11 protein-coding genes are annotated in these 20,689 nt (G+C 71.2%); 4 read left to right on the top strand and 7 right to left on the bottom strand.

Annotated features, from left to right (window positions below):
- The first annotated feature begins 5 nt into the window (after positions 1-5).
- A complete protein-coding gene (locus KZ813_RS01395) occupies positions 6-851 on the top strand; it encodes a methyltransferase domain-containing protein (protein ID WP_219753182.1) in 846 nt (281 codons plus the stop codon).
- A 78-nt stretch (positions 852-929) separates the two neighbouring features.
- Here the strand turns inward: KZ813_RS01395 and KZ813_RS01390 are convergent, their stop codons facing one another.
- From KZ813_RS01390 to KZ813_RS01365, 6 genes are all read right to left on the bottom strand, one after another.
- Entirely contained in the window at positions 930-1,316 is a 387-nt protein-coding gene (locus KZ813_RS01390) for a response regulator (protein WP_219753397.1), read from the bottom strand.
- A gap of 71 nt (positions 1,317-1,387) precedes the next feature.
- Positions 1,388-3,787 (bottom strand): tetratricopeptide repeat-containing sensor histidine kinase, encoded by a 2,400-nt coding sequence (locus tag KZ813_RS01385; protein ID WP_219753181.1) that lies wholly within the window; start codon positions 3,785-3,787, stop codon positions 1,388-1,390.
- The gene (locus tag KZ813_RS01380; protein ID WP_258046303.1) at positions 3,772-5,064 is read right to left on the bottom strand and encodes an EAL domain-containing protein; all 1,293 of its coding nucleotides are present in this window, start codon (positions 5,062-5,064) and stop codon (positions 3,772-3,774) included. Before KZ813_RS01380 ends, KZ813_RS01385 begins: the two co-directional genes overlap by 16 nt.
- A gap of 472 nt (positions 5,065-5,536) precedes the next feature.
- Positions 5,537-7,042, bottom strand: coding sequence for a flavin-containing monooxygenase (locus KZ813_RS01375; protein ID WP_308461756.1), 1,506 nt, complete (start codon positions 7,040-7,042; stop codon positions 5,537-5,539).
- Between the two features lie 111 nt (positions 7,043-7,153).
- Positions 7,154-11,401: a translocation/assembly module TamB domain-containing protein gene (locus KZ813_RS01370; protein WP_219753180.1), complete on the bottom strand. Its 4,248-nt coding sequence runs from the start codon at positions 11,399-11,401 to the stop codon at positions 7,154-7,156.
- Positions 11,401-13,545: an autotransporter assembly complex protein TamA gene (locus KZ813_RS01365; protein ID WP_219753394.1), complete on the bottom strand. Its 2,145-nt coding sequence runs from the start codon at positions 13,543-13,545 to the stop codon at positions 11,401-11,403. Before KZ813_RS01365 ends, KZ813_RS01370 begins: the two co-directional genes overlap by 1 nt.
- 306 nt (positions 13,546-13,851) lie before the next feature.
- On the opposite strand from KZ813_RS01365, the gene KZ813_RS01360 reads away from it, so the two are divergent.
- The 3 genes from KZ813_RS01360 to KZ813_RS01350 are packed head-to-tail and all read left to right on the top strand — an operon-like array spanning position 13,852 to position 20,015.
- A complete protein-coding gene (locus KZ813_RS01360; protein WP_219753179.1) occupies positions 13,852-15,087 on the top strand; it encodes an efflux RND transporter periplasmic adaptor subunit in 1,236 nt (411 codons plus the stop codon).
- Between the two features lie 6 nt (positions 15,088-15,093).
- Entirely contained in the window at positions 15,094-18,408 is a 3,315-nt protein-coding gene (locus KZ813_RS01355; protein ID WP_219753178.1) for an efflux RND transporter permease subunit, read from the top strand.
- Positions 18,405-20,015, top strand: coding sequence for an efflux transporter outer membrane subunit (locus KZ813_RS01350; RefSeq protein ID WP_219753177.1), 1,611 nt, complete (start codon positions 18,405-18,407; stop codon positions 20,013-20,015). Before KZ813_RS01355 ends, KZ813_RS01350 begins: the two co-directional genes overlap by 4 nt.
- Positions 20,016-20,219: 204 nt before the next feature.
- Here KZ813_RS01350 and KZ813_RS01345 read toward each other — a convergent pair whose 3' ends face one another.
- Positions 20,220-20,657: a phasin family protein gene (locus KZ813_RS01345; RefSeq protein WP_219753176.1), complete on the bottom strand. Its 438-nt coding sequence runs from the start codon at positions 20,655-20,657 to the stop codon at positions 20,220-20,222.
- Positions 20,658-20,689 lie beyond the last annotated feature (32 nt).

The raw sequence follows: 20,689 nt of genomic DNA, 5'->3' as shown, positions 1-20,689 counted from the left end.
GACCCATGCAGCCTCCCGAGATCTTCGACCGCGCCGCGCGCCGACGGCACCGCGACCGCGCCGCCGCCGACTTCGCCGCGCACGACTTTCTGCGCGCGGCGATGCTCGACGGCATCGCCGACCGGCTCGACGCGGTGAAGCGCGACTTCGCCGACGTGCTCGACCTCGGCTGCCATCGCGGCGACTATGTGCCCCCGCCCGGCGCGCGCGTCGCGCGGCTCGACTCCGGCTTCGCCTTCGCGCGCGTCGCGGGCGGCGTGCAGGGCGACGAGGACCGACTGCCCTTCGCCGACGAGTCGTTCGACCTGATCGTCGCCGCCGGGACGCTCGACGGGGTCAGCGACCTGCCCGGCGCGCTCGCGCTCGCGCGCCGCGCGCTCCGTCCCGACGGACTGTTCCTCGGCGCCTTCGTCGGCGGCGGCAGCCTGGCGCAGCTGCGCGCGGCGCTGCGCGGCGCCGAGGAGCCGGCGGTCGCGCGGCTCCACCCGCTGGTCGACGTGCGCTCGGCGGGCGACCTGCTCGTCCGCGCCGGCTTCGCGCTGCCGGTCGCCGACGTCGAGACGCTGAGCGTCGGCTACGGCGGGCTGGGCCGGCTGCTCGACGACCTGCGCGGCATGGCCTCGAGCAACGCGCTGGCCGACCGCCATGCCCTTCGCCGCGACACGCTCGCGCGCGCCGCCGCCGCCTTCGCCGCGCGCGCCGACGCGGACGGGCGCGTGCGCGAGCGCTTCGACCTGGTGTTCCTCACCGGCTGGGCGCCGTCGCCCGACCAGCCCAAACCGGCGCGGCGCGGCAGCGCGAGCGCGTCGCTGGCGGCGGCGCTGCGCGGCGGGAACGCACCAGGGGAGTGAGGGGCGCTCGGCTCCCGGGAGCTCGAACATCCTCGCGCGAGGAAGGAGGGTCGCGCCGAGGATGCCGCGCTGCCCGCCTCAGATCAACTCGTCGTCGTCGTCCTCGGCGAGCAGCCGACCCATCGAGTCGAACAGCGCGTCCATCGCCACCGGCTTGAAGATGACGTCGTCCGCGCCGGCCTCGAGGCAGCGCTGGCGCAGGTCGACCGCGGTGTCGGCGGTGACGACGATGATCGGCAGGCGCGCCTTGGTGTCGCGGCGCGCGCGGATGTGACGGATCGCAGTGATGCCGTCCATGCCGGGCATGCGCAGGTCGACCAGGATGACGTCGAACTCGTCGCGGTCGATCAGCTCGAGCCCGAGCTCGGCGCTCTCGGCCTCGACCATGGCGACGCCGGCGACGTCGAGCATGTCGCGGACCACGCGCCGGTTCATCCGGTCGTCCTCGATGAACAGAGCCGTCAATGCGGTCACGTCCGACACCCTCTCCCACTTCGGCGATGCGACCCGGCTTCTCTCACCATCATCCTACCACATCAGGCGGCGTCGCGCACGCTCGCGCGCGGCATCGCCAGCACTGCCGCGACCAGCGCTTTCTTGGCTACCGGTTTCTCGATAACCTGGGTGATTGACGCGACCCATTCGGCGCGTCGCCCCGCGATCTCGGCGGTGGCGAGCAGCGCCACCGGTGCCCCCTCCGCCGCCGCCGCGATCGCCGCCAGCTGCTCGCCCAGCGCCGCGGGCGACAGCGACGCGGCGTCGACCAGCACGCGCTCGGGGCGCGCGCGCGCGACCGCCGCGGCCGCCTCGTCGCCGTCGGCGAACAGGATCGCGCCGCTTCCCCCGAACAGCGTCTTGTACATCGCGCGCGTGATGGGGTTGCGCTCGATCACCACCAGCGCGATCGCCTCCGCCTCCTCGGCGATCCCGGCGGCGGCGACATAGGGCAGGTCGAGCACGAAGGTGGCGCCCTCCCCCAGTCGGCTCGACACGGTGACGTCGCCGCCCATCGCGCGCGCCAGGTTGCGGCAGATCGCCAGCCCCAGCCCCGTGCCGCCGAACTGGCGAGTCGTCCCCGCGTCGGCCTGGCGGAAGGATTCGAAGATCAGCTCCTGTGCCCCGGGGGCGATACCGATCCCGGTGTCCTGCACCGTGACGTGCAGCCGCTCCCCCGCGTTGGCGACGCGCAGCGCCACGTGCCCCGCCGGCGTGAACTTCACCGCGTTCGACAGCAGATTGAAGATGATCTGCCGCAGCCGCGCGGGATCCCCCATGATCCAGGGCGGGGCCGCGTCGACGTCCACGTCGAAAGCCAGCCCCTTGGCGCGCGCGGGATCGCGCCACAGCCGGGTCGATTCGGCGAGCACCGCGCGCAGGTCGAGCGGGACGGTCTCGATCGTCATCCGCCCGGTCTCGATCTTGGCGACGTCGAGGATGTCGTCGACCAGCGCGCGCATCGTCACGCCGGCGCCGTGAACGATGCCGAGCCGATCGCGCGTCGCGGCGTCGAGCGTCGCGTCCGCGATCATGACCTGGGTCATGCCGAGGATACCGTTGAGCGGGGTACGGATCTCGTGGCTGGTGGTGGCGAGGAACTCGGTCTTCGCGCGCAGCGCCTTGGCCAGCTCGGCGTTGCTCGCGGCGAGGTCGGCGTTGGCGGCACGCACCTCGTTGCGGCTGCGCCGGATCGTGAAGAGGCCGATCGCGAGCAGGGCGATGATCAGCAAGGTGCTCGCGACGGTGCCGTAGAGCAGCAGCCGCTGCGTGCGCGCGGTCTGGCGCTCGAAGGCGACCGTCTTGGCGAGATCGGCCGCCTTGAGCCGCGCGATCTGCAGCTCCTGGTTGGCATAGTCGAAGCGCGCGGCGGCCAGCGCGGCGCTGTTCGAGCGCGCGATCTCGGTGGCCTGATCGTCGAGCCGCTTGACCGCGCGCAGCTGGGTCAACGCCGCGGCGGCATCGCCGCTCGCGACATAGATGCGGTAGGCGATGTCATGGACGTCGCGGTCGGCGATGAGCGTGCTCTCGGGATCGACGCCCGCGAGGCGCTGCGAGATCAGGCCCCGCGCGCGCGCGAGGTCGCCAGATTGCAGCGCGGCCTCGGCGGCCAGCGCGATGAACTGCGGGCGCTGCAGCTCGGCGCCGTCCTGACGCGTCAGCCCGAGGCCGCGCTCGATCGTCTGGCGCGCGCGCGCGATCTGTCCTTGGCGCAGCTCGGCCTCGGCGACACCGCTGAAGGCCTGGGCGAGCGCGAGCGGGCTGCGCAGCGTCGCCGCCGCCTCGACCGTGCGCCGGAACGCTGCCTCGGCCTCGGCGTAGCGACCGAGCGCGGTGAGCGACTGGCCGCGACCGTTCTCCACCGCCACGGTCAGCCCGGGATCGTCGGCGTAGCGCTCGGACGCCTCGGAAAAATACTTCAGCGCGGTCGCGTGATCATTGGCGCTGCGATAGAGCAGCGCGATATAGGTCAGCGCCTTAGCCTGGCTACGCTGATCGCGCAGCACGACGTAGCGCTCGTGCGCGCGCTGCAACGCGCCGAGCGCCTCGGTGATCTGCCCCGTGTCGGTGAGTGCACCGCCCTGGGACAACAGGATATCGGCGGCCAGGTGTGCGCCACGATCCGCCTTATCCACCTGGCGCTGTGCCACCGCGAGCAGCTGTAGCGCGCGACGAGGTTGGTCGACGCGGGTGAAGGCCTCGGCCTCCAGCCAGTTGAGCGTCGCCGAGCGAAGATAGTCGGCGCGTGACGCGGCCGCTCCCAGCGGTCGGCGCGCCTGATCGACCAAGGCGATCGCACCGCGCGGATCCACCAGCATCTGCTGCTGGACACGCGCGACGAGCGGGTCCGCGTCGTCGGGCGCCGCGGTGGCGGGCACGCCGGTGACGAGCGCGAGCGCGAGCGCGACGGCCGCGACGAGCCGCCTCAGGCGCGCTTCCACGTGGCGCTCAATCGCGTGAACGACGCGCGCGTGTCGGCCGACGCGCGATGATGGCGCTCCTCCGCGAGGAAACCGGCGAGTGTCTCCAGTTCGACCGGGCGGCTGAGCACATAGCCCTGCACCATATCGCATCCCATCACCGAGAGCAGCGCCAGCGCGGCGTGGGTCTCGACGCCCTCCGCGACCACCTCCATGTCGAGCGCGTGGGCGAGGTCGATGGTGGAGCGGACGATCAGTGGGTCGCGATGCGAGCTGGTGATGCCGGTGATGAACAGTTTGTCGATCTTCAGCTCGCGCGCGGGCAGCTGCTTGAGATAGGCCAGGCTCGACAGGCCCGCGCCGTAATCGTCGATCGAGACGGTGATGCCGATCGAGTCGAACCGCTGCAGGTTGGCGATCGCACCCTCGGGGTCGCGGATCACCGCGGTCTCGGTGATCTCGAAACCCAACCGCGCGTCGGGGGCGGCGGCGACATAGTGGCACACCGCCTCGGCGAAGGCGGCGTCGGCCAGCACCTGGCCCGAGATGTTGATGAAGATGCGCACGTCATGGCCGAGCCGGCGCAGCCGGCGCTGGTCCTGGATCGCGCGGCGGACCGTCCACAGCGTCAGCGGACCGACGCGGCGGCGCTCCTCGGCGAGCGGGATGAAGTCCGCCGGCGGGATCAGCCCGCGCGTCGGGTGGCGCCAGCGGATCAGCGCCTCGGCGCTCTTGATCACCTGCTGTCGGACGTGGAGCTTGGGCTGATAGAAGAGCTCCATCTCGTCCTCGGCGAGCGCGCGGTCGAGCTCGCTCGCCAGGTCGGCCTCGGCCACCAGCGCGGCGGCGACCGGCGCGACGTCCGGCACCGCGATCGCCTGCGCCAACGCGGCCTCGCTGGTCTCGGCGAGCGTCACGTCGTCGACCTCGGGCGCCGCGATCGCGCCGCCCACCGCCCAGCCGTGACGCGCGGCCTCGTCGCACCGCTCGTGCGCCGGATCGAAGAAGGACCGCACTGCCGCCGAAACATGCTCCACCTTGTCGGGCGCGCCACCGCAGCTCACCCGTATCACATCCTGCCCTACCGCGACGACCCGCGCCAGCGGGAGCGCGCCGGCGAGCCGCTCCGCCGCGGCTCGCGTCAAGTCGGCCGCGGCGGCGGCGCCGATCGCGCGCCGTACCGCCGCGAAATCGCGCACCTGCGCGAGCAGTTCGGCGCGGCGGTCGGGCCCGGTCGCCGCCGGATCGGCACCCGAGGCGTGATCGGCCGGCCCGGGCGGCATTGGGAGGCGAGGCATGTCCATTCCGGTGCCACCCTAGGCCCGCTAGCTTAATGAATAGCTTAAGTACGTCCCACTTTGGGTTAACCGCTGGTTAACGTCGTTGAGATGTGGTGAAAAAAGCGTTACCTGCGCGTTACCCTTCGGGGGGGTTGAGCAAGAAATAGGGAGAAGACCCATGTTCGCATTCGTTCTCGCGCTGATCGGTTTCGTCGGCACCACCATTCGCCCCTGGTAATCGGGAGTAGATCGATGCTCGCTTTCGTTCTCGCGCTGGTCGGCTTCGTCGGCACCACCATCCGTCCCTGGTAATAGGAGGCACGTGATGCTCACTTTCATTCTCGCACTGGTCGGCCTTGTCGGCACCACGATCCGTCCCTGGTAATCGGAGACCATCGATGCTCGCTTTCGTTCTCGCCTTGGTCGGCTTCGTCGGCACCACCATCAGGCCCTGGTAAGCAGGTCGAGGGCCCGGCACGCGGCGTGACTGTCATCGCCGCTGTCGGGCCCAAGTATTTTCTTCAAGTTTGTTTCCGTCCCGCGGTCCGGTCACGCCCGCGGTGAACTCGATCTCCTCGGCGACCGAGCCGAACCGCAGCGCGAGCAGGTCGAGTAGATAATTCTGACGCAGCCGCCACGGGCGGCGATGCCCCTGACGCGGCAGCGACGCCAGCGCGCGGCGGATATAACCCGAGCTCAGATCCGCGAACGGCACCTCGGTCACGCTGCCGGGTCGAACCCGCGGCGTCGCGCTCGACGCACCGCGTCGCCGCATCGCGCGGAGCACCCGGCACAGATAGGCCGCGACGAGATCCGCCTTCAGCGTCCACGACGCGTTGGTATAGCCGAAGGCGAAGCTGAGGTTCGGCACGTCTGACAGCATCATCCCCTTGTACTGGAGCGACGCCGCCGGATCGACGATCGTCCCGTCCCGGGACAAAGTGACGCCGCCGAGTAGCAGAATTTCGAGCCCGGTGGCGGTCACGATGAGGTCGGCCTCGACCTGCGTGCCGTCGGCGAGCAGCAGGCCGTCGCGGGTGAAGCGCTCGATCGTGCCGGTCGCGACGCTGGCGCGCCCCTCGCGCAGCGCGGCGAAGAGGTCGCCGTCGGGAACGAGGCACAAGCGCTGGTCCCAGGGATCGTAGCGCGGGGTGAAGTGCCGCGCGACGTCATAGTGGGCGCCGAGCTCGCGGCGCACCAGCGCGATCAGCCGCCGCGCCACGCCGCGCGGGCGCCCCCGCGCCAGCCGGTAGAAGACCTGTCCGAGCAGCACATTCTTCCAGCGAGTGGCGGCATAAGCGGCGCGCTCGGGCAGGATCGCGCGCAGGCGGTCGGCGATCGGGTCGCGCGCGGGACGGGAGACGACGTAGCTCGGCGAGCGCTGCACCATCGTCACGTGCGCGGCGGTGCGCGCCAGCGCGGGCACCAGCGTCACCGCGGTGGCGCCGCTGCCGATCACCGCGACGCGCCGCCCGGCATGGTCGAGCCGATCGGGCCAGAACTGCGGGTGCACGATCGTCCCAGCGAACGCCGCCTCGTCGACGAAGCTGGGCCGATGCGCGCGGTCATAGGCGTAATAGCCGGTGCAGGCGTGGAGCCAGTCGCACGCGAGCGTGAGCCGCGACGCGTCCTCGCGCTCGACCGTCAGCGTCCATCGCGCCCCCGCGCTCGACCAGTCGGCCGCGATGACGCGGTGGCCGAAGCGGATGAGCTCGGTGACACCCTCCTCGCGCGCGGTCTCGTCGATGTAGGCGCGGATCGCGGCGCCGTCCGCGATCGCCTCGCCCGCGCGCCACGGACGGAAGGCATAGCCAAGCGTATGCATGTCCGAGTCGGATCGGATCCCGGGATAGCGGAACAGGTCCCAGGTGCCGCCGATCGCGTGCCGCGCCTCGAGGAGCAGGACGCGCCGGTCGGGACAGCGCCGCCGCAGCTGGCACCCCGCGCCGATCCCCGACAGGCCCGCGCCGATGATGATGACGTCGAACCGCTCCACCGCGCCCCTCCCGTGATCGGACAGAGATAGCGTGTGGATGCGCTCGCGCCAGCGAGGAGGCGCCCCCCGCCGACCACCGGCGCGCGGCGGGCGCGCGCCGGCCCCGCGCGACTAGAAGTCGCGCGAGTAGCGGAGCTGCACGTTCGACCCGCCGAACGATCCCGCCTGCGACAGCACGCTGATGGCCTTCGTCAGCGCGATCGTCAGCTGCGTCGCGGTGAAGCCCCGCGCGTCGGTGACGATCTCGACGTAGATGTCGTCGGTCAGGTACTTGCCCGCCGCCAGCGCCGAGCCGCGCCCGCTCGCCTCGTCCGCGCCGAGGATACGAAGCCGGTCGAAACCGGTCGCCGAGCGCAGCTTGCCGAGCGGGTTCAGCCCGCCGCCCGAGCCGCGCAGCGAGTTGAGCGCGCTGGCCAGCTGGATCGCCTCGGTCGCCGACAGATTCTCCGGGTTGGTGCCGAAGAGCAGGCGGCTCAGCACCTCGTCCTGCGGCAGCGAGGGCGTCGAGGTGAAGGCGATCTGCGGGCGCTGGCCGGTACCGGTGATCGCTATGTTGAAGGTCACATTGTCGTTGGTGGTCGTGGCCAGGATGTTGATGTCCGGGTCGGTCAGCGCGCCGCCGCGGAAGCGTACCTGCCCGCGCTCCACCTCGAAGCGCTTGCCCGCGAAGGAATAGGTGCCGCGGACCAGGTCAAGCCCGCCGCTGATCATCGGCGCCGCCGAGGTGCCGCCGATGCGCATGTCCATCTGCCACTCGCTCTCCAGCCCCATGCCCGAGACGTAGAGCTGGTTGTCGGCGCGGACCCGCAGGTCGAGCTTGAACAGTCCCGGCGGCGACGCGGGCGCGGGCGGCTGCCCCGCCGCCTTGGCCGCCGCCACTGCGGCCTGTTGCGCGAGCACCTCGCTCTTCTTGCGCACGCCGGTGAGCTCGGGCACCTCGGCGGCGCCCTGGCGGATGATCTCGTAGCGCGCGTTGGGCACGTTGATCTGCCCGCTGATCAGCCCGCCGCTCGCGCTGTTCTGGATACGGATGTCGCCGCTGGCGGTGGCGCCGAGCGCGTCGGACCGCGCCAGCTGGGCGTTGCGCATCGCCACGCGGACGTCGAGCGGGAAGCCCTGCGCCGCGGCGAGCCCGACATTGCCCTGCGCCTGTACCGTCCCCTGCCCGGCGCGCGCCTGCAGCTGCTGCAGCTCGAGCCGGTCGTTGTTGAAGCGCGCGGCGATCTTCATGTTGGTCAGACGCGTGCCATAGGTCTCGTTGTCATAGGTGAGATTGTCGGCGCGGATCAGACCGATCACGCGCGGCGCCGAGACGGTGCCGCCGAGATCCGCCGCGATCGCGATCGGTCCGCTGAGCTGCTGCTGCGCCAGCCCGGCGAAGCTGAACAGCACGCCCGACGGCCCGTTGTAGCGGATCCCGCCGCCGAGCGGCCCCTGCATCAGCCGGGTGGTCCAGCTGCCGCTGCCCGAGGGGGTGAGCGTCGCCACCATCCGCCCGACCGGCGTGCCGGCGCGCTTGATCAGCGCGCGTCCCTCGCCCGCCGCGCTCGACAGACGGCCCTGGAAGACGATGTCGACCGGCTCGGACACCGCGACCAGGCTCGACCGCGTGAAGTTGGTGACGTTGAGCCGGGCGTCGGCGCGGGGGAACGCCTCGCCCTTGTCCTGGACATAGTCGAGGCTGCCGGTCGCCTGGCCGTTGACCCCGAGGTTGGGCACGAGCGCGCTGATCAGCGACAGGTCGAGCCGGTCGAGCCGCATCTGCGCCTGGGTCGCGCCGCCGCCGAAGCGGCCGGCGAGCCGCACCGAACCCTTGTCGAAGTCGAGCCGCGCCGGCTCGAGCCGGTAGCCGCCGCCCGCGGGGATGATCCGCGCCGGCTGGGCAGTGCGGAAGCCGACGTTGTTCGCCGCGCCGCTCAGCGCGACGAGATAGAGGCTCGGCGACAGCTTGGAATTGACCGCGAGCCGGAAGGGCACGCCGTTGGAGCCGTTGAACAGCGCCTGCGCCGTGCCCGCGCCGTTCCGATAGTCCACCTTCACGCGGCCGGTCTGCAGCAGCGTCGCGCCGTAGCGCAGGTTGGCGACCTGCGCGTCGGCGACGATCTGCGGCTTGTCGTAGAGCACCGCGTCGGCGGTGACGATCGCGCGACCGATGCTGAAGCCCGCCAGGCCCGGGATCGTCGCGCCCGCGGCGCGCGCGTTCACGCTGGCGCGCTGATATTTGCCCTGTGCGCCGAGCGCGACATCGCCGTTGAGCCCGTTGCCCGCGAAGCGCACCTGCCCGGCGAACGGCCCGGCCGCCGTCTGGACGACGCGGCCGGCGAAGTCGATGCCGGCGAACAGCACGCGGCGTATGTCGACCGCGAGCTGAGTGCCCGGCGTGACCAGCACGTCCGCGGTGAAGGCGCCGTAATTGGTCCCGCCGCTGGCGTTGACCTGATAGGCGCCGCCGCGCCCGACCACGCGCGCGTCGAGGTTGGCAAGGCCGATCCCCACGCCCGGCCGGGGCGCGCGCAACCGCACCACCGGCGCGGTCGAGGAGCCGGTCACGCGCGCGTAGAGCGGGCCGTACTGGGTCGAGTAAGCGTCGGCGTCGACCAGCAGCGCGCCGTTGGCGGGGTCGAAACGCCCCTGCCCGCGCGTCACGCGGAACTGCGGCGCGTTGAGCGACAGGCTCTGGAACGTCACCACGCCGGTCGGCGAGTAGCCGAAGCGCGTGCTCATCACCGCGTTGCCGCCGAGGAAGGTGCGCACCCCCTCGTTGAACAACTGCTTGGTCTGGAGCGCGACGCGGCCGGTGATGCCGAACCCGCCATTCGGGCCGGGGACGAGCTTGGCGTCGGTCTGGACGTTGATGATGCCGACGCTGTCGACGCGGAAATCGTTCACGCGCCCCTGCAAGCCGCCGGTGTAGCGCCCCGTCTCCATGTTCGCGGCGATGATCGCGGTGGCATCGATCGTGTCCGAGCGGATGCGCAGGTTATCGGACAGGATGTTGGGCATGGCGACCGCGATATCGCCGTCGATCCGCGCGTTGGTGGTGAGCCCGCCGAGCGCGGCGTTGAGCCCGGCGATGCGGCGCGCGCGCGCGTGGACGGGCACCAGGATGCGATCGCTGTTCACCCGCGCCAGACCCTCGGCGTACAGGTCCTGCACCGAGGTCTGCTGGAAGCCGAGCGCGGCGGCGCGGATCTTATAGTCGACCGTCGGGGTCGCGAAGGCACCGTTGAGTACCACGCGCGCGAGCACGTCGCGCCCGCTCACGCCCGGCATGATCGCACCCGGCGTCAGCAGCTTGGCATCGACCGCGAAATTGCCGAAACGGCTGTTGGCGAGGTCGATCACCCCGCCCGCGTCGACCGCGAGCGCGCGCGAGCTGAGCCTGATCCGCGTGTCCGCGCGGCGCTCGGCGAGCGTGACGTCGGCGGCGACGTCGAGCGCGGGCGCGGTCAGCCGCTCCACCGGACCCTCGATGTAGAGGCCGGGCCGCGTCGGTCCCCGGACCTCGATATGGCCGTCGCGCGCGGTGATCGCCAGGTTGGCGAGCTCGCCGCCCCCCAGGTTCGCGAGCATCCGGCCCTGCCACGACGCCCAGCTGCCGCGACCACCGATCGTGGCGGTGAGCGGCGCCTTCAGCCCGGCGAGCTGCGCCACCGCGCCGTTGGCGGGGGCGGTGAGCTTCACGTCGAGGTCGAGCTTGTCGTCGTCGGGCACCGCGTCGAGCCGCACGCGCGCGACGTCGCCGCCGGCGACGCCGGGCGCGCGCAGCGTCGCGGCGTCGACCACCAGCTGCGCGCGACGGTCGGCGATATGCGCCTGGCCGTCGAAGCGCGCGACGTGGCGCGCGCCCGCGACCGGCGGCTCCATCACGAAGCGGCCGACGTGGAGCCGGTCGATGTCGATGTCGAGGTCGGGCAGCAGCGGCGCGTTCTCGTCCTCGGGGGTGGTCGGCGTCGGCTTCAGCTCGGGGTTGCGCCGCAGCGTGATGAGATCGGCCGCCACGCTGCGCACGTCGACATGGTTGTTGACGAACGCGAACGGGCGCCAGTCGAGGTCGAGCCGCGGCGAGGTCAGGAACACGCCCTTGGGATCGCTGACGCGCACGTCGCTGAGGCGCAGCTGGCCGTAGAGCGAGCCGTCGATACGCCCGACCTTGATGTTCAGCCCCGAGGCGGTGGTGTAGCCACCGATCTTGTCGGCGACGAAGCGGCGGCCGGGATCGGTGTTGATCCCGAGCACGATGGCGACGACGAGCAGCACCAGCGCGGCGAGCGCGATGCCGACCCACTTCAGCACGCGCTGCCACAGCGGGCGGCGGACGACGGTGTCGGCGGCGGTCGGGAGCGTGTCCTCGGCCATCAGAATGCCTGCCCGATCGAGATATACAGCGCGATCTTGCCGTCCCCTTCGCGCGGGTTGAGCGGGGTCGCGACGTCGACGCGCAGCGGCCCGAAATTGGTGTAGAAACGCCCGCCGATGCCGGCGCCGATGCGCAGGTCGCTGCCCTTGGGCAGGCTGCTCTCATAGGCGTTGCCCGCGTCGACGAAGGGGACGATCCCGAAATTGCCGAAACGGTAGCGCGCCTCGAGCGCGAACTCGTTGATGCTGCGGCCGCCGAGCGGGCGCAGGTCGGCGCGGTCGACGTTGCCGCTCGAGTCGGGGGTGAGCGAGGCGACCGGCTCGAGCGGCCCGAGCCGCTGGAAGCCGTAGCCGCGCACCGAGCCGCCCCCGCCGCCATAGTAACGCCGCGAGGGCGCGATGTCGTCGCGCGCGATCCCGAAGATGCTGCCCGCGCGCGCGCGGCCCGCGATCACCAGTCTGTCGCTCACCGGATAATAAGCGGTCCCCTCGATCAGCGTGCGCGCATAGGGCTTGGTCTGGCCCGAGACCGAGACCTCGGGGCTGACGTTCAGCTTCACCCGATAGCCGCGGGTCGGGTTGAGCAGGTCGTCCGACGTGTCGAACAGCACCTGCCCGGGCAGAGCGACGACGCCGTAGGTGCGGCGGTCGCGGTCGAACTTGTCGAAATCGAACACGCTCTCGTTGGTGCCGACCAGCTCGAAGCCGTAGGCATAGGTGAAGCGCTTCTGCCAGATCGGCGTCGAATCATAGCTCACCCGGCCCGACAGCGTGCCGGTGAAGGCGTCGAACGCGTCGTAGCTGGAGTGGTTGGCGCTCGCGAGCAGGCTGACGGTACGGTCGCGCTTCCCGGCGTTCTGGCGACGAAGCCCGACCGAGAGACCCTGCTGCTGCGTGCCCGCGATCACGCCCAGGATCAGCGCGCCCTCGGGAGGGAAGCGGTTGCGGTTGGTGAAATTGGCCTCGGCCTTCACGCCCTCGCCGGTGTTGTAGCCGACCGAGCCCGACAGGCTCTTCGCCGGCCCGCGGGTCTGGCGGACGAGCAGGTCGACCTGCTCCGTGCCGTCCGCCGCGGTAACGCCGGTGCGCACCGGCTCGACGCCGACACCGTTGAACAGCCCGGTCGCGACGAGCGCCTCGCGCAGGTCGTCGGTGAGCCGAGCGTCGTATAATTGCCCCTGGTCGAAGCGCGGGAAGACGTTGAGATGCTCGAGGTCGAACACCGGCTCGCCCTCGCTGCGCAGCTTGCCGAACGAGGATCGCGGCCCGGTGTCGACCGGCAGCGTATAGTCGCCCTTGCCGGCCTGCTCGTCGAGCAGCACGTCGCGCTCCCCGACCTTGACGAAGGGATAACCCTGCTGCGGCAGGCGCAGGCTGACATTGGCCTCGGCGCCCTGGATCCGCGCCGCCTCGATCGGGTCGCCGACCTTGAGCGGCAGTTCGCGGCGGACCAGCTCCGGAGGCTGGGTCGCATCCGCCTTCACCGTGACGCTGCCGAGCTTGTACTGCTGCCCCGGCGTGGCGGTGACGAGCGCGCGCAGCGTCGCCGGCGTACCGGCGACGGTGTCGACCGTCGCGACCGCGGTCCCGTCATAATAGCCCAAGGATTTCATCAGCCGCAGCGCGAGCTGTTCGTCCTCGCGCGCGCGCGCCGAGACCTGGGTGGCATTGTCCGCCTTGCCGCCGCCCTTCTTGAGCGCGGACAGCGAGTCGAACTCGTCGGTGAGGCCGAGCGGGTCGAGCCCCTTCACCTCGCTGGCGTAGCGGACGTCGGGCTGGTCGCCCTTGGCGGGATCGGCGACGGTCTGGAGCGGCGCGCTGTTGAAGCTGGACAGCGGCTCGAGCGGCTGCGCCAGCTGCGGGTCCTGCGGCGGCGCGGGGGGCAAGGCGCCGGGCGTGATCGGCTGCTGCGCCGCCGCCTGGGCGGGCGCCTGCGAACTATCCGCCGGGGACGGCGGGGCTGACGGCGGCGCGGGGTCGGCCGGCATCGGCTCGAGCGGCGCGTCGAGGTCACCCGACAGCGGCGGCAGCGCGGCGTCGAACTCGGCCTCGGGGATGATCGCCGTGCTGTCGGTGGCCGGCGCGGCATCGGCCGGCCTGGGCGAGTCGGGGCCCTGCGCGGGTGCGGTGCCGGGCTTCTGCATCTGCGCCGAGGCGGCGGCACAGCCCAGCGCCAGACCCGCGGTGGCGAGCAGGAGGCGCGAGCGACGAACGGAAAAAGACAAAAACTACGCCCCTTTAGGCGAGGCATGCGGCGTTCCGCTGAGCCCCCGTCACCCTGCAACGACCCAGCGCGGCATCGGTTTCATGACGCTGCCGTGCCGGTCGACGAGACGATCACCAGTACCGGTCGGTCGCGCGAAAATTCTGGCACCCTTGCGAAACATTTGCGACAAATTGCGGTTAGGCGCCGGGGCAGCCCGAAGTCTCTCGCGGGGATTAGACTGAGAATGCGTATCGATGTTCGGCCGGGCCGCCAGGTCATCGGTGGCGCGGCGGCGTCGGCGCTGCTCGCGCTCGCCGCGTGCGGCGGCGGGGGCGACCAACCCCAGGGCAAGGAGAAAGGCGGCGCGCCGGGCCAGTCGGGTCCGGTGACGGTCGGCTATGTCGTGGTCCAGCCGACGTCGGTGCCGACCACCAGCGAACTCCCGGGCCGCACCGTCGCGTATCAGAGCTCGGAGGTGCGCCCCCAGGTCTCGGGCGTGATCCAGCGCCGCTTCTTCACCGAGGGCGCGATCGTCAAGCGCGGCCAGCCGCTCTACCAGATCGATCCCTCGCTCTACCGCGCCAGCGCCAACCAGGCGAGCGCCAACGTGGCCAACGCCCAGGCCACCTACGAGGCGGCCAAGATCCGCGCCGACCGCTACAAGCCGCTCGCCGACATAGAGGCGATCAGCGCGCAGGATTATACCGACGCGGTCGCGACGCAGCGCCAGGCCGCGGCCACGATCGCGGTCAACCGCGCGCAGCTCGACACCGCGCGGGTCAACCTGCGCTTCACCACCGTGCCCGCGCCGATCACCGGGCGCATCGGCCGCTCGCTGTTCACCGTCGGCGCGCTGGTGAGCGCGACCCAGACCGACCCGCTCACGACGATCCAGCAGCTCGACCCGATGTTCGTCGACATCCAGCAGTCGAGCGCCAACCTGCTCGCCCTGCGCCGCAGCCTCGCGTCGGGCGGCGCGGTGCCCGCGCGCGCCGAGGTGACGCTCAAGCTGGAGGACGGCAGCGACTACGGCATCAAGGGCACGGTCGAGTTCGCCGAGGTGGTGGTCGATCCCAGCACCGGCACGGTGACGCTGCGCGCGCGCTTCGCCAATCCCAACGGGCTGCTGCTGCCGGGCATGTTCGTCCGCGCGGTGTTCTCGCAGTCGATCCAGCAGAACGCCTATCTCGTGCCGCAGACCGCGATCACGCGCGACGCCAAGGGGGCGGCCACGCTCTACGTCGTCGGTGCGAACAACCGCGCCGAGCAGCGCACCGTCAACACCGACCGCACCCAGGGCGCCTTCTGGGTCGTCACCGGCGGGCTCAGGGACGGCGACAAGGTGATCACCCAGGGCCTCGCCAACGTGAAGCCCAAGACGCCGCTCCAGCCCGTGCCCGCCGACACGCCGCAGAACGTGAAGGCGCCCTCGCCCGAGCAGATGGAGAAGATGTCATCGGCCAAGGGCAAGGCTGGCTGATCGCTCATGTCGCGCATTTTCATCGATCGGCCGATCTTCGCCTGGGTGCTCGCCATCATCGTGATGCTGGCGGGCGTCGGCGCGATCCTGTCGCTGCCGATCGCGCAATATCCCGACGTGGCGCCGCCGCAGGTCTCGATCCGCGCGACCTTCCCGGGCGCCAACGCGCAGACGCTGCAGAACAGTGTCACCCAGGTGATCGAGCAGCAGCTCACCGGCATCGACGGGCTGCTCTACTTCCAGTCGAGCTCGTCGAGCCGCGGCTCGGTGACGATCACCGCCACCTTCAACAAGGGCACCGACCCGGACATCGCGCAGGTCCAGGTGCAGAACCAGGTCCAGCAGTCGCTCAGCCGCCTGCCGCAGCAGGTGCAGCAGCAGGGCCTCGTGGTGCGCAAGTCCAACCCGGACTTCCTGCTGATCGTCGGCGTCTATGACGTCACCGACAAGCTGACCAACCAGGACGTCTCGGACTATCTCGTCTCCAACCTCCAGGACCCGCTCGGCCGCATCCAGGGCGTCGGCGACACCAACGTGTTCGGCTCGCAATATGCCATGCGGGTCTGGCTCGATCCGGAGAAGCTCAACAGCTACCAGCTGATGCCGGGCGACGTCGTCACCGCCATCACCAACCAGAACACCGAGGTCGCGGCGGGCGAGATCGGCGGCCAGCCGATGCCGTCCACGCAGATGCTCAACGCGATCGTCACCGCCCAGTCGCGGCTGCAGACGCCCGCCGAGTTCGCCAACATCATCCTCAAGACGCAGAGCAGCGGCGCCACCGTGCGGCTCGCGGACGTGGGACGGATCGAGCTGGGCGCGGAGAGCTACAACGCCTTCAGCCGGGTCAACCGCCACCCCGGCGCGGGCATCGCGGTGCTGCTCGCACCCGGTGCCGACGCGCTCAAGACCGCCGAGCTGGTCAAGGCGCAGGTCGCCGCCGCCGCCAAGGGCTTCCCGCCCGGCCTCGAATACGCCTTCGCCAATGACACGACGGACTTCATCAAGCTGTCGATCGAGGAGGTGGTGAAGACGCTGATCGAGGCGATCATCCTCGTCGTCATCGTCATGTTCGTCTTCCTCCAGAGCTGGCGTGCCACGCTGGTCCCCGCGATCGCGGTGCCGGTGGTGCTGCTGGGGACCTTCGCCGTCTTCTACGTCGCGGGCTTCTCGATCAACACGCTGACCCTGTTCGGCCTCGTCCTCGCGATCGGCCTGCTGGTCGACGACGCGATCGTCGTGGTCGAGAACGTCGAGCGGCTGATGGACGAGAATCCCGGCATGACGCCGCGCGAGGCCACGATCGAGTCGATGAAGGAGATCACCGTCGCGCTGGTCGCGATCGCGCTGGTGCTGTCGGCGGTGTTCATGCCCATGGCCTTCTTCGGCGGCTCGACCGGCGTGATCTACCGCCAGTTCTCGCTGACGATCGTGTCGGCGATGGTGCTCTCGGTGCTGGTCGCGGTGATCCTCTCGCCCGCGCTGACCGCGACCCTGCTCAAGCAGAGCCACGACGAGAACGGCGACCCGATCGAGCAGAGCTGGCTCGGCCGCAAACTCCCCAAGGTGGCGCACTTCCTCGAGCGCGCGCGCGACACGTTCAACGACACGTTCGACAAGGGCGTGGCGCGCTACGTCGCCGGCGTGCGCCGGGTGATCGACCGCAAGTGGCTGTTCCTGCTCGTCTACGCCGCCACGGTGGCGCTGCTCGTGATCCTGTTCGTGCGGCTGCCGACCGGTTTCCTGCCGACCGAGGACCAGGGCAGCGCGCTGGTGCAGTTCCAGCTTCCCGCCGGCGCCACGCGCGCGCGCACCGAGGAGGTGCAGCACCGCGTCGAGGACTATCTCGCCGGCAGCGAGGGCAAGAACGTCACCACCATGTTCACCGTCAGCGGCGGCGGCGGCGGCGGCGTCAGCGGGCAGAATACGGGCCAGGGCTTCGTCAACCTGACGAACTGGGACGACCGCAAGGGCAAGGAGAACACCGCCGACGCGATCGTGGCGCGCGCCTCGGCGGCGTTCCGGGGCCTGCGCGACGCGCGCGTCTTCGCGCTGGTGCCGCCCGCGATCCGCGGCCTCGGCCAGTCGAACGGCTTCACCATGGAGCTGCAGAACACCAGCGGGATGACCGCGGAGAAGTTCAACGACGCCAAGGACCGGCTGCTCGCGCTCGCCAACGCCGACCCGGCGCTCACCTCGGTGCGCCTGACCGAGCTGCCCGACGTCGGCACGCTCAAGGTCGACGTCGACCAGCAGAAGCTCGCCGCCTTCGGGCTCAGCCAGGCCGACGTCAACACGACGCTGTCGACCGCCTGGGGCGGCCGCTACGTCAACGACTTCGTCGATCGCGGCCGGGTCAAGCGCGTCTACGTCCAGGGCGACGCGCCGTACCGCGCCGCCCCGACCGACCTCAACCAATGGTTCGTGCGCGGCAGCAGCGGGCAGATGGTGCCCTTCTCCGCCTTCGCGCGGATCGGCTGGAGCCAGGCGCCGGTGATCCTGTCGCGCTTCAACGGCGTGCCCTCGTTCGAATTCCAGGGCTCGGCCGCGGCGGGCAAGAGCTCGGGCGACGCGATGACGCGGATCCAGGAACTCGCCGGGCAGATCCCGGGCACCAGCGTGTCCTGGGCGGGGCTGTCGTACCAGGAGCGGCTCTCCTCGGGGCAGGCGCCGCTGCTCTACGGCCTCTCGATCCTCGTCGTGTTCCTGTGCCTCGCCGCGCTGTACGAGAGCTGGTCGATCCCGTTCGCGGTGCTGCTGGTGATCCCGCTCGGGCTGGTCGGCGCGATCCTGTTCACCACGCTGCGCGGGCTGGTCAACGACGTCTACCTCCAGATCGGCCTGCTGACGACGATGGGGCTGGCGGCGAAGAACGCGATCCTGATGATCGAGTTCGCCGAGCAGGAGGAGAAGAAGGGCAAGCGCGTGATCGACGCCGCGCTCTCCGCCGCGCGCATCCGGCTGCGCCCGATCATCATGACCAGCCTCGCCTTCATCTTCGGCGTGCTGCCGCTGGCGATCTCGACCGGCGCGGGCGCGAACAGCCGGATCGCGATCGGCACCTCGGTGATCGGCGGGATGCTGACCGCGACGGTGCTCGCGATCTTCTACATCCCCTTGTTCTTCGTGCTGGTGCGCCGCGGCTTCCGCGACGGCCTCAAGGGCCTGCGTCGCGGCGCCGACCCGAGTCCGGACGAGGAAGAGGGTGGTGGCGGCGACCGCGGCGGTCCAGGGGGCGGCGCGCCCGGGGGCGAGCGCCCGCCGCAGCTGCCGCGCCCGATCGACCACCCCGCGCTGCCCGCGCCGGAGCCCGCCCGATGACCCGCCTCCCCGCGCTCGTCGCGCTCGCCGCCGGCACCGCGCTGGCCGGCTGCTCGCTCGCGCCGACCTATGTCCGCCCCGCCGCGCCGGTGCCGACCTCCTGGCCCGCCGGCGACGCCTATCTGCGCCAGTCGGAGGCGCGGCTACCGAGCGTCACCTACCGCGACATCTTCCGCGACCCGCGGCTGCAGGCGATCATCGACCAGGCGCTCGCCAACAACCGCGACCTGCGCGTCGCGGTGGCGAACATCGAGGCGACGCGCGCGCAATATCGCATCCAGCGCGCCGACCTCTTCCCCCAGGTCAACGCCACGGGCGCCTACAGCTATCGCGACAGCGGCAGCAGCGGCGTGGTCACCGGCACCAACACCGGCGGGACGGGCACCGGCACGGGGACGGGCGGCACAGGTACCGGCGGCACGGGTACGGGTGGGACGGGCACGGGCGGGACCGGCACGGGAACGGGCGGCACCGGTGTCACCACCGTCTCCTCGGCGCGCAGCACCTTCCAGGCGCAGCTCGGCGTCACCGCCTTTGAGATCGACCTGTTCGGCCGCGTCCGCTCGCTCACCAGCGCGGCGCTGTCGCGCTATTTCGCGCAGGAGGCGGCGGCGCGAGCGACGCGGCTGACGCTGGTGGGCGACATCGCCAACGCCTGGCTCACCTATGCCGCCGACCGCAGCCTGCTCAGCGTGTCGGAGCAGACCGCCGAGGCCGCGCGCGCGAGCGTCCGACTCACCGAGGCGCGCCTGCGCGGCGGGGTGGCGCCGCGCACCGACCTGCGCCAGGCGCAGCAGATCCTCGCCACCGCTGAGGCCGATCTCGCGCAGCAGACGACGCTGCTGGCGCAGGACGTCAACGCGCTCCAGCTGCTCGTCGGCGCGCCGGTCGACGCCGCGCTGCTCCCTCCCTCGATCGAGCAGGCCGCGACGACGATCGGCGAGCTGCCCGCCGGGATCGACTCGGGCGTGCTGCTGCGCCGCCCCGACGTCGTTCAGGCGGAATATTCGCTGCGCGCCTACAACGCCGAGATCGGCGCGGCGCGCGCCGAGCTGTTCCCACGCATCTCGCTCACCGGCCTGGTCGGCTTCGCCAGCACCGCGCTGCGGACGCTCTTCAACAGCGGCTCATTCAACTATTCTGTCGCACCCAACGCCAGCTACTCGATCTTCCGGGCCGGGGCAGGCCGTGCCGGGGTCGAGTATAGCGTCGCGCAGCGCGACGCCGCTCTGGCCACCTACGAGCAGACGATCCAGACCGCCTTCCAGGAAGTGTCGGACGCGTTGGCGCGGCGCGGGACGATCACCGAGCAGCTCGCCGCCAACCGGCGCTTCTACGAGGCCGCGCGTGACACGCTCGACCTCACGAACGCGCGCTATCGCGGTGGCATCGACACCTTCCTCTCGTCGCTCGACGCGCAGCGTCAGCTCTACTCGGCGCAGCAGACGCTGGTGCAGACCCAACTGACCCGCGCGACCAACCTGGTGACGCTGTACCGCACGCTCGGCGGCGACTCGCTGCTGGACGCGACGCCGCAGGGGCCGGTCACCGCGACGGGGAGCGCGGCGGACGCGGCGGGCGTGCGCGCGACGACGGGGGCGCGATAAGTCGCTGATTGGCGGCCGTGCTCCCGCGGACACAGGAGGGTAACTTACGGCAGTGAAGCGATCCTTCATCCAGGTCTGTCATCCTGAACCCGTTTCAGGATCTACCGGGCCGCCCCATCCGCTCGCGCGGTGCGTGCGGGACAGTGGATCCTGAGACAAACTCAGGACGCCATCGTGAGTGCAAGCGGTCCGATAGTGGCGGCCTCACTCCTCCCGCTTCGGCTCCTCGCCCACGGCCGGGTGGATCGCCTCGCGACCGAACTGCATGATCAGCTGGCCGATCTCGCGCGCCTGCTCCATCGAGCGCTGGCCCTGCTTGCGCAGATACTCGCCCTGGATCCGCATCACCTCGGTGAGGTCGCGCGCGCCCGCCGCGGAGCGCAGCGCGGCGAAGGCCTCGCGCGCGTTGGCCTCGGCCTGGTCGATGATCGTCGAACCCAGCGCCGAGCCGTTCTGCGCGATCCGCTCGCCCGAGGCGCGCATCGCCTCGCCCGCGCGCCGTGCCGGGTCGACGACATGCTCGTTGAAGGCGTCGCGCATCTGCTCGGCGCCGCGCCGCGCCTGGTCGGCCGCCCCTCCCCCGAGGGTGCCCGTGCCGTCCGCCCCGCTCTTGCCCGCGCCGTCCTCGCTCGAGTCGCTCATGCTCGCTCTCCTGTGCCGACCACCTCGCTCCG

The organism is Sphingomonas folli, from assembly GCF_019429525.1.
Classification (GTDB): Bacteria; Pseudomonadota; Alphaproteobacteria; order Sphingomonadales; family Sphingomonadaceae; genus Sphingomonas; species Sphingomonas folii.
The sequence above is the reverse complement of the archived record's forward strand: the minus strand, read 5'-3'. Positions and strand labels throughout refer to the sequence as shown.

Excerpts from the sequence above, each read along its gene's own strand:
- KZ813_RS01365 (WP_219753394.1), bottom strand. The coding sequence starts at position 13,545 with ATGCAGAAGCCCGGCACCGCACCCGCGCAGGGCCCCGACTCGCCCAGG.
- KZ813_RS01370 (WP_219753180.1), bottom strand. The coding sequence starts at position 11,401 with ATGGCCGAGGACACGCTCCCGACCGCCGCCGACACCGTCGTCCGCCGC.
- KZ813_RS01395 (WP_219753182.1), top strand. The coding sequence starts at position 6 with ATGCAGCCTCCCGAGATCTTCGACCGCGCCGCGCGCCGACGGCACCGC.
- KZ813_RS01380 (WP_258046303.1), bottom strand. The coding sequence starts at position 5,064 with ATGCCTCGCCTCCCAATGCCGCCCGGGCCGGCCGATCACGCCTCGGGT.
- KZ813_RS01355 (WP_219753178.1), top strand. The coding sequence starts at position 15,094 with ATGTCGCGCATTTTCATCGATCGGCCGATCTTCGCCTGGGTGCTCGCC.
- KZ813_RS01350 (WP_219753177.1), top strand. The coding sequence starts at position 18,405 with ATGACCCGCCTCCCCGCGCTCGTCGCGCTCGCCGCCGGCACCGCGCTG.
- KZ813_RS01345 (WP_219753176.1), bottom strand. The coding sequence starts at position 20,657 with ATGAGCGACTCGAGCGAGGACGGCGCGGGCAAGAGCGGGGCGGACGGC.
- KZ813_RS01360 (WP_219753179.1), top strand. The coding sequence starts at position 13,852 with ATGCGTATCGATGTTCGGCCGGGCCGCCAGGTCATCGGTGGCGCGGCG.